Source organism: Agrobacterium sp. CNPSo 2736 (genome assembly GCF_004005385.1).
Lineage (GTDB): Bacteria > Pseudomonadota > Alphaproteobacteria > Rhizobiales > Rhizobiaceae > Agrobacterium > Agrobacterium leguminum.
This window is the reverse complement of record NZ_RZTX01000012.1, coordinates 154,986-164,182: the sequence shown is the minus strand read 5'-3', so window position 1 is coordinate 164,182 and position 9,197 is coordinate 154,986. Positions and strand designations below refer to the sequence as shown.

The window sequence follows — 9,197 nt, the reverse complement described above, 5'->3', positions numbered from 1 at the left end:
GCCATTCATCAATGGCGGTGCCGGTATTGGCGATGCGGACGGCTTTTTGTGTTGCGGCATCGAAAAGATCCAGATGTGCCTTTGAGACGTCGCATCCGATGTAAACAGGGTGTACCATGGCAAGCCTCATCCTGTGCTACGAGGTCCGCGCTCACGGCCTCCATCAACTGTTCAGGTTGGGATTATCAGAGCGGGCGGAGGTCCAAAAGCCAGCAGGCGGTCTCTAACGACCAGGATTCCGACGGCCTTCCGCCCGCACTCTACATAGCACAAATCCAATACACAGGATTCCTGTGACGAGCACAGGAATGAGGTGGAGTGGGGGAAACCGAACGACGCACAAAGAACGAACTGAATATCTTCACCCACCATCGGGAACCGAATAGGTCCGGGCGGGTTGTTCCAAAACAATTGGGCGCAACCTTTTTCGATGACGGATATTCATGTCGCCAAAAAAACCGAACGGAATTTCCACCACCCCGTGCCAGCAATGTCCCCTGCGCGACCTGCCGCATTTCCGGGATTTTTCCTCTTCGGAGCTGGATTTCGTCTCACGTTTCAAGACGGGGGAACTTGCGGTGGAAAGCGGCTCCGTCATCCTGATGGAAGGCTCGCACAGCGCCCATCTTTACACCGTTTTGCAGGGCTGGGCTTTCCGTTACAAGACGCTGGAGGACGGCCGGCGGCAGATACTCAACTATGTCATGCCCGGCGATCTCGTCGGTCTTCAGGGCACGGTGATGGGGGAAATGCAGCATTCGGTGGAGGCGCTGTCGCCGGTAACGCTGTGCGTTTTCGAGCGCTCCCGCCTCAACAACCTCTTCACGGATCATCCGACGCTTGCCTATGACCTGACCTGGATCGCGGCGAGCGAGGAACGCATGCTCGACAGCCATCTCCTCAGCATCGGGCGGCGCACGGCGCTGGAGCGCGCCGCCTATCTGATAGTTTTCCTCTACAGCAAGGCAAAGGCGGTCAACCTCATAAGGGGGGAAACGCCGATTCCGGTCACCCAGCAGCATGTGGCCGACACACTCGGCCTTTCCATCGTTCACACCAACAAGACCTTGAGAAAGCTGGTCGATCGCGGTCTCATCCGCTGGACGGACAAGGGCTGTCTGGTGCTGGACGATGCCGGCTTGAGCAACCTGGCGGGTTGGGAAAGCGATGAAAAGCGGCAAAGACCCTTCATCTGATCTTCCTTTGACATGTCTTTTTTAAATGACGGTGGAGCCGTAATTTGCGACTCCTGTCGTGATATCTCACGGGAGAATCGTGTCGGAGACCGCAGCTTCGAGCCGTGCGGTCCTATTTTTTTAGGAAGAAGAAAACATATGGTGCCACAACGGGTTATCATCGTTGAGGATGAATATCTGGTGGCGCTCGATGTCGAAGCGGTTCTCCAGTCCATGGGGGTGGAATCCGTTGCCATCGCCACCACGCTTGCGCAGGCGAGGCAGGCCGTCGAAGAGGGCGGCGCCGATTGCGTGCTTCTCGATGTCAGCCTGACCGATGGCAAGAGTTACGATTTCGCGCGCGGGCTGCGCGATGCGGGCATTCCCTTCGGTTTCGTCAGCGGTTATGGCGACACGACGGGTTTTCCGGATGATCTCATGCACGCGCCGTTGCTCGGCAAGCCCTTCGGGGAAAACGAAATTGTCGATTTCGTTCTCAACCTCGTCGGCGTGGTCGACGATGCCGTAAAAGAATAACGTTTTGCCGCCAGATCGGGTATGATCGGGCCTGAATCGAAATCCTGAATCGAAATTCGGACGCGTTTCATGCAGTGGCAGGAAGAGGCAATCATTCTCGGCGTCAAACGCCATGGCGAGACGAGTGTCATCGCCGAGGTGATGACCCCTTCGCGTGGCCGCCATCTGGGGCTGGTGCGTTCCGGCCGTTCCCGCAGCATGCAGCCGGTGCTACAGGCAGGCAACCGGGTTGATGTGATCTGGCGGGCGCGCCTTCACGATCATCTGGGTGAATTCCGCATCGAGCCGCTGCAATTGCGCGCTGCGCAGCTGATGGAAACGGCGACCGCCGTTTACGGTGTGCAGGCCATGGGCGCCTTGCTCAGGCTTCTGCCGGAGCGCGATCCGCACCCGCATCTTTATCAGGCGCTGGATATCATTCTCGACAATCTGCATGACCCCGTCGATGCCGGGGAATTGTTCGTGCGCTTCGAACTGGCGGTGCTGAACGAACTCGGTTTCGGGCTCGATCTTAGCGAATGCGCGGCGACGGGGCTGCGCACCGACCTCATCTATGTATCGCCGAAAACGGGCAGGGCGGTTTGCCGCACGGCAGGTGCGCCCTATGCGGAGCGGATGCTGTCGCTTCCGGCCTTCTTAAGCGAAGGCCAGTCGAAGGCCGCCGATCCTGACAGCCTTGCGGCTGCTTTCCGCCTCACCGCCCATTTCCTCAACCGGCATGTCTACGATCCGCGTGGGCTCAACGAAAACGCCGCCCGCGACGGTTTCGTGCAGGCGGCGCTGAAGGCGCTGGAAGGCCGGGTGATCGACGGTAGGGCGATGCCGCCCGCCCTCGATAAGGCTGTCTGACTAGGCCATTGCAGGCCGCGGAGCCGGCCGTTCCTGAATGGGCCAATGCACGATGGCCGCGAAAATCCCCATGCCGACGCCCAGCCACCAGACGAGATCATAGGAACCCAGCCTGTCGTAAAGGAAGCCGCCGAGCCAGACGCCGAGGAACGAGCCGATCTGGTGTGACAGGAACACGACGCCGCCGAGCATGCCTAGATGGCGCGTGCCGAACATGATCGCCACCAGCGCATTGGTCGGCGGCACGGTGGAAAGCCAGAGAATGCCCATCACGGCGGCGAAGATGATGACCGAAAGCGGCGATTGCGGCAGAAGCAGGAAAGCGGTGACGGCAACCGAACGGGCGAGATAGATATAGGCCAGCAGATAGGGCTTCGAATAACGCTGGGCGATGACGCCGGCGGCAAGCGACCCGATGATGTTGAAGAAGCCGATCAGCGCCATGGCGATGACGGCGTAGCGCGGTTCGATGCCGATATCGCCGAGATAGGCCGGGAAATGCGCGGTGATGAAGGCCACCTGAAAACCGCAGACGAAAAAGCCCGTGGTCAAAAGCAGGTAGCTTTTATGGCCGAGCGCCTCCTTCAGCGCTTCGCCCGCCGTCTGCTGGAACTGTGCCTGCGACTGGCTGCCGGAAGAGGAATTGCCGCGCATCGGAAAGGCGAGCAGCGGCACGAGCATCATCATCGCGGCAAGCCAGACGAGGCTGTCCGACCAGCCATAGGTGGAAATCAGGCCCTGGCTGATCGGCGCGAACAGGAACATGCCGGCCGAACCCGCCGCGGTGCCGATGCCGAAGGCAAGCGAACGCTGCTGCGGCGTGACATGGCGCGCAAAGGCCGAAAGGATGACGCTGAAGGAGCCGGCGGCAATGCCGAGCCCGACGAGAACGCCGCCGCCGAAATGCAGCCAGAAGGGCGAGGTACCGAAGGACATACAGATGAGGCCGGCGGCATAGAGCAGGCCGGAAAGCACGAGCACGCGGCCCGTGCCGTATTTATCGGCAATGGCGCCGAAGAAGGGCTGGCCGAGCCCCCAGAAGAGGTTCTGCAGGGCCATGGCGAGACCGAAAGTGGAGCGGTCCCAGCCGGTATCGGCGAGCATCGGCAGCTGGAAAAAGCCCATGGCCGAACGGGGCCCGAAGGTCATGACCGCAATCAGCGACCCGGCGGCTATAATCAGCCAGGGCATGGTCTGGCGTGTGGCTTGCGACATGAATATTCCCCCATCGCGGCGCCTCGCCTCCCAAAAAGAGGGACATGGCTTGCCGCGGATTCCGCTACGGTGGGATGAATATTATCTTTTGTCAGCCGGTCCCACTAGCGACTTTTCTTGACGGCCACTATTCATGGGATTGATGGAATGCCCTCGCATGCCGGCCACCGGAGAGACGACGATGAAACAGAATATCTACGACGATCCCGGGTTTTTCGAGCGCTACAGCGCCATGCCGCGCTCCGTGGAAGGTTTGCGTCAGGCCGGCGAGTGGCACGAATTGCGCGCCATGCTGCCGGACCTGAAAGGCAAGGATTTTCTCGATCTCGGCTGTGGTTTCGGCTGGCATTGCCGTTATGCCGCAGAACAGGGGGCTGCTCATATCGTTGGCGTCGATCTGTCGGAGAATATGCTGCGCCGCGCCGCCGAGATAAATGGCGGGCCCGGCATCGAATACCGTCGCGCCGCTATCGAAGACATCGATTTTCCGCAGGAAAGTTTCGATGTGGTGCTGAGTTCTCTCGCCCTGCATTACGTCCGCGATCTCGACGGGGCATTCGCGAAGATTTTCGCCGTGCTGAAATCCGGCGGCGATTTCATCTTTTCCATCGAACATCCCGTTTTCACGGCGCTGGAAAAACAGGACTGGTTTTATGGCGAGGATGGCGAAATCCTGCACTGGCCGCTCGATAATTATCAAAGCGAGGGCGTGCGCCACTCCAACTGGATGGCGGAAGACGTGGTCAAATATCACCGCACGGTGTCAGGCATTCTCAACGGTCTCCTAGCCGCCGGATTCGTTTTGAAGCGGCTGGCGGAACCGAGGCCTGATCCAGCCCTGATGGCCGAGCGGCCGGAACTCAGGCACGAAGATCGCCGCCCGATTTTCCTGATCGTCGGGGCGCGCAAGCCGTGAGGTGATGAACCCTCCGTCTACTCATTCCTGTGACGAGCGCAGGATGAGGGAGAGAGGGTGCGCCATCCTAAACATTGCACCGTGGCTATGTTCGGTTGAGCTGAACCAGTAACTTACCGCCGCTTGATCGCCCAGCCTTCCGGCCTTTCCTCGATCACCTTCGCCACATCGCCAACCGACAGCCGGCCTTCACCACGCGGCGTCACGTTCCAGCCGAACAGCGGGCCGGGCACGCGCCGGTCACCGGACATGCGGATGCGGCCCATGGCTTTCATCGGGGAGGGCACATCGCGGGAGCCGGTCGTCTGGTCCTGCGTGGTCATGATGCAGCGGGCGCAGGGCTTGACCAGATCGAAGCGAATGCCGCCGATCTCGATGGCCGCCCAGCGGTCCTCGGCCCATGGCTCGTCCGTATCAAGCACGATATTGGGCCGGAACCGCTCCATGCCGACCGCGTCCTCGCCATTGGCGCGCATATTGTCGTTCAGCGCGGCAAGCGAGGCGGTGGTGGTGACGAGAATCTGGTAACCGTCCGCAAAGGTGACGGGCGTTTCGTTGCCGGTCCATTCTAGGCTTGCAATGCGTTTCGAGGCGTCGTCGAAGAACACCAGCTTCACCTCGCGCCCCAGCCATGCCGAGAGCGTGTCGTTGGTCTCGACATCGGCGATATTGGCGCTGACGATCGACTTCCACACCGCCACATCCATGCGCTCTCCGGAAGGTCTTGCGAGAACCTCGCCGTCCGCTTCCCGAGAAAGCACCATGCCGCCATCCTCATGCCGGGCCAGAACCGTGGCGATGGCCGGCAATTCGCGCTGGGTGATGAAATGACCGGTGGGGTCGGTCAGCATAGCGCGACGGTCGCCCGGCAGGCCTTCGGCCGAAACAATGCTTTCGGAGAGGGGAATGCCGCGCGCGCTTTTCAGCGGATAGATGTTGAGTTCGGTCACACGCATCTCGGGTCTCCTCAAATCTCGTCGAGAAACAGGTCCAGCACCTGTTTCAGCCGCTCATGGCGGGCCTTGGCCATCTGCCGGCCCGTCTCGGTGCGAAAGCCGTCGGCCAGCTTGAACAGCTTGGTTTCGAAATGGTCGATGGCAAAGGCGCGGTCGTCAAGCGGCCGCTCCTTCGCCAGCGGGTCGACCGGGTCGTAAAGCGCCGAGCCCATGCGTCCGGCAATATAAAAGCAGCGCGCCGCCCCCACCATACCGATGGCGTCCAGCCGGTCGGCGTCCTGAAGGATTTTCGCCTCCAGCGTCTCCGGCTCGATATTGGCGGAAAAGCTGTGGGTGGTGATGGCATGGGCGGCGGCGTCGATATCCGCCTGTTGCCAGCCGAGCGCCTCGAGAATGCCTGCGGCTTTTTCCGCCGCAAGCCGTGAGGCCTGCGCGCGGAGCGGCGAGTTCTTCTCCACCGCCACGCAATCATGCAACAGCACGCTGGCGGCCAGCACGGTGCCATCGCCGCCTTCGCCCGCATGGATGCGCATGGCGTTGCGGAAGACGCGGTGAATATGGGCAAGATCATGCGAGCCGTCGCCCGCATCGGCGGCGTGCGGTATCAAATCCTGCGCAAGCGCCGCATAGGGCGCGAAAGCCTCGGCCGCGATCATGCCTGCGGCTTCCGGGTGAGAATTTTCTGGTAGAATAGGCCGATGCCGATCAGCACCGCGCCGAGCCCGATGAAGGACAGGGCTCTCAGCACGCCTTCAAGATTGCTCATGTCGATCAGGAAGGCCTTGGCGACGGAGATCAGCACGAAGGCGGCCGATGCCAGACGCAGGCTGCGGGCATTAAAGCGCGAGCCGAGCACCAGCAGCAACACGCCGATCAGCAGCCAGACCACCGAATAGCTATAGGTCTCTCCCTGCAGGAAGCCCTTCCAGTCGGCGATGTTCTCGCCCTGCCAGAAGCGGCGCACGGAAAGCGTCGCCCAGGCAAAACCGAGTGCCGCACCTGCCACCGCCAGCATGCTGACATAGGGCGGCGGACGTTTTCCGCGCGCATAATAGGCAAGGCCGCCATAGGCGAGCGCCGGCAACAGGTAACCGATCAGGAGCAGGTTGAGGAATGGGATGCTGCCGGTATTTTCGCCGGTGAAATAGGGGTTGAGCGTGAAGAAATGCATCGTCAGCACGTTGATGACGGCAATCACGCCGGCAATCATCGAGCCGTAACGGAAGACGGGGCTGGGGCTCTTCAGGTCCAGCGTCATCAAGACGCCCGAGAAGCCGATAGTCAGCAGCGTATAGATCGACTGTTCGCCAAGCGTCGGCACGCTATCATCCAGCGTGCCGCCATTCATCGCGTGGCGGATGAGGATGGCGACGGCGAGAAGCCCCATGACGCTGGCAATCGCCTGCAGGAAGTTCTTCGCCCTGACCCCCGGCCAGTCGCGCAGCAGCCAGGCCGAGGCGACGGCCAGCAGTGCGGGAATGCCGTAACCCGGCAGAAGCGCGTTGAAGACCGGCGTGGTGCCGAGGTTCTGCGGCCCGACAATGGTGGGTTCCCAGGCGATGCGGCCGAGAACGGCAACGCTTGCCACCGCCATCACCCAGGGCAGCACATCCCAGTTGCGGTACCGGCTTGCCAGCACATAGATGAAACCGATGACGGAGAGCAGCATGGTCGTCGCAAGCCCCTCCGTCAGCGTGTGCAGGCAAAGCGCGAAGGCGGCAAAGGAGCCGAGCACGAGGATGTTCAGCGGCTTGCGATAGGCCTCGTCGTTCTGCCGGTGCAGCCATTCGGCGCCTGCAAGCAACACCAGTCCGAGGCCGACGCCATAGGCGGCGTGCAGCCAGTCACGGCCGAGATTGCCGTATTCGACGAAGCTTGCGGTGGCGAGCCAGACGGGGAAAAGTGCTGCGATACCGGCCCAGAGCTGGGCGAAGTCCGCATCGTCAGCGCCCTTGCGCTTCAGGAAGGAGAAGGCGCAGAGCACGAAGACAGCCCCGAGGCCAAGCGCCATCGCGATTTCCGCCGTGTAGCCGACCGATACGGGCGGAAGGAACACGGACGTATCGTTGATGAGGCCGATGAAGTCGATGCCCTGCCGCGACATCAGCGACACGGCAGCCTGCGCACCGAGCGCTGCGATAATGGCGGGCCAGACCGCATAGTGGCGGGCGGCGCCAAGCGCCGCAAGGGCGGCGACGAGCGCTGAAACGATGAGCGCCGGATGGGTATCGATACCGCCATCGGCAAACAGGAAACCGATGGCCGGCAGGATCACGGCCATCGACACCGTGAGGTTGAGGGCGAGCGATGGGCGCAGCAGAAGCCGCATGGCGCGGATGGCGCGCCGCTCGGGAGCGGCGGTTTCGCCGGTCTCGGCAGGCGGCGTGTCGAATGTCTTGCCCGGCCAGAGGAATATGGTTCCCGCCAGCATGACGAGCAGGGCAAGCGTTGGCGGTTCGGCGCTGATCGTTTCGGAAAAGCCGATATATCCCAGCGCCCAGAGGCCGAGGCCGGCATTGGCCAGAGACGGAACCACGGTCCAGCCCTGCCTGCGCGCCGCGGCCGCTGTTGCCAGCCAGGAGATGGTGAGGAACAGGAAGAGCGCCCAGATATTCGGCGTTTCGGTGGAAATCAGCGCCGGCGTCAGCATCGAACCGAGAAGGCCGAGACCGGCCAGCGCCTGCCCATGCAGCAGCGAAAGCCCGATGGTGGCGAAGGCGACGAGCCCAAGCAGGCCGAAAGCCGTGCCGGGGCCGATATAGCCGTAAATGCCATAGGCAGCATAAACCACGCCGAACAGCGTCAAGGCGCCGGCCGCCGTCAGCACGCCCGGTATCATGGCGTTGGAATAGGTGGCGGCGATGCCCGGCACCGCCTTGCGGCGGACAGCCTCGCCGGCAATCCCGAGGGCGAGGCCGAAAATGGCGGCGAGAGACAGCCTGACCGCCGGGCTGAGCAGCCCCGATTCGATCGAATATTTGACGAGGAAAATACCGCCGAGCGCCAGCGCCAGCCCACCGGCCCAGACCGCCCAACGCGCGCCGAGCAGGCTTTCGAAGCTTTCCTTCGTTGCCGGTGCGGATGCCGTATCGCTCGCAGGAGCGGAGGCTGCTTCCTCGCGGACGGCGTCTTCCGCCTGCGCCATGGCGGCGGCTTCCTGCGGTTCGGAGGCGTATTCAGCCTGGAAGGCTGCGTCTTCCGCAGGTGTCCTGCTTTCCTCTTCCGCCTCGAAATCCGGTTTTGCCGTGGATTCCGTGCTCTCCGCCTGCGCCGCCACAGGCGCCGTCACGCCCGCAGCCATCAGCCGCTTGAGGCTGAGAACTTCCCGTTCCAGCGACTTGATTCGACTTGAATTGCGGATGCTCGCGACCAGCGTGTAGATGAAGGCCGCGACGAGGGCGAGGATAAACAGCGGGATTTCCAAACGGATTCTCCAATTACGAAGCTGTTTTTAAAGCCCTTTTGGTGAATTTATGCAAGGCCCGGTTGATGACGGATGCGGCTGGCGAGGGAGTAAGCCGCTTGTTTCCTCTCCCCGCCGGGGAGAAG

General features: G+C 61.9%; 8 protein-coding genes. 4 read left to right on the top strand and 4 right to left on the bottom strand.

Annotated features, from left to right (window positions below):
* The first annotated feature begins 443 nt into the window (after positions 1-443).
* The 3 genes from EM858_RS19220 (at position 444) to recO (ending at position 2,561) form a co-directional block, all read left to right on the top strand.
* On the top strand, positions 444-1,196 hold the full coding sequence (locus EM858_RS19220) for a Crp/Fnr family transcriptional regulator (RefSeq protein ID WP_080817321.1): 753 nt from the start codon (positions 444-446) through the stop codon (positions 1,194-1,196).
* A gap of 138 nt (positions 1,197-1,334) precedes the next feature.
* A complete protein-coding gene (locus tag EM858_RS19215; RefSeq protein ID WP_080817320.1) occupies positions 1,335-1,712 on the top strand; it encodes a response regulator in 378 nt (125 codons plus the stop codon).
* Between the two features lie 69 nt (positions 1,713-1,781).
* Positions 1,782-2,561: a DNA repair protein RecO gene (recO, locus tag EM858_RS19210; protein WP_127757641.1), complete on the top strand. Its 780-nt coding sequence runs from the start codon at positions 1,782-1,784 to the stop codon at positions 2,559-2,561.
* Here recO and EM858_RS19205 read toward each other — a convergent pair whose 3' ends face one another.
* Positions 2,562-3,776 (bottom strand): MFS transporter, encoded by a 1,215-nt coding sequence (locus EM858_RS19205; RefSeq protein ID WP_162934057.1) that lies wholly within the window; start codon positions 3,774-3,776, stop codon positions 2,562-2,564.
* Positions 3,777-3,957: 181 nt separating this feature from the next.
* On the opposite strand from EM858_RS19205, the gene EM858_RS19200 reads away from it, so the two are divergent.
* Entirely contained in the window at positions 3,958-4,692 is a 735-nt protein-coding gene (locus EM858_RS19200) for a class I SAM-dependent methyltransferase (protein WP_127757640.1), read from the top strand.
* Positions 4,693-4,805: 113 nt separating this feature from the next.
* Here EM858_RS19200 and EM858_RS19195 read toward each other — a convergent pair whose 3' ends face one another.
* The 3 genes from EM858_RS19195 to EM858_RS19185 are packed head-to-tail and all read right to left on the bottom strand — an operon-like array spanning position 4,806 to position 9,072.
* A complete protein-coding gene (locus EM858_RS19195) occupies positions 4,806-5,648 on the bottom strand; it encodes an MOSC domain-containing protein (RefSeq protein WP_127757639.1) in 843 nt (280 codons plus the stop codon).
* Positions 5,649-5,659: 11 nt separating this feature from the next.
* Entirely contained in the window at positions 5,660-6,304 is a 645-nt protein-coding gene (locus EM858_RS19190) for an HD domain-containing protein (RefSeq protein WP_127757638.1), read from the bottom strand.
* Complete coding sequence (locus EM858_RS19185; RefSeq protein WP_164865486.1) at positions 6,301-9,072, bottom strand: DUF2339 domain-containing protein; 2,772 nt, start codon at positions 9,070-9,072, stop codon at positions 6,301-6,303. Before EM858_RS19185 ends, EM858_RS19190 begins: the two co-directional genes overlap by 4 nt.
* Positions 9,073-9,197: the final 125 nt, after the last annotated feature.

Coding starts and splice junctions, on each gene's coding strand:
- EM858_RS19220 (WP_080817321.1), top strand. CDS start 444: ATGTCGCCAAAAAAACCGAACGGAATTTCCACCACCCCGTGCCAGCAA.
- recO (WP_127757641.1), top strand. CDS start 1,782: ATGCAGTGGCAGGAAGAGGCAATCATTCTCGGCGTCAAACGCCATGGC.
- EM858_RS19215 (WP_080817320.1), top strand. CDS start 1,335: ATGGTGCCACAACGGGTTATCATCGTTGAGGATGAATATCTGGTGGCG.
- EM858_RS19200 (WP_127757640.1), top strand. CDS start 3,958: ATGAAACAGAATATCTACGACGATCCCGGGTTTTTCGAGCGCTACAGC.
- EM858_RS19205 (WP_162934057.1), bottom strand. CDS start 3,776: ATGTCGCAAGCCACACGCCAGACCATGCCCTGGCTGATTATAGCCGCC.
- EM858_RS19195 (WP_127757639.1), bottom strand. CDS start 5,648: ATGCGTGTGACCGAACTCAACATCTATCCGCTGAAAAGCGCGCGCGGC.
- EM858_RS19190 (WP_127757638.1), bottom strand. CDS start 6,304: ATGATCGCGGCCGAGGCTTTCGCGCCCTATGCGGCGCTTGCGCAGGAT.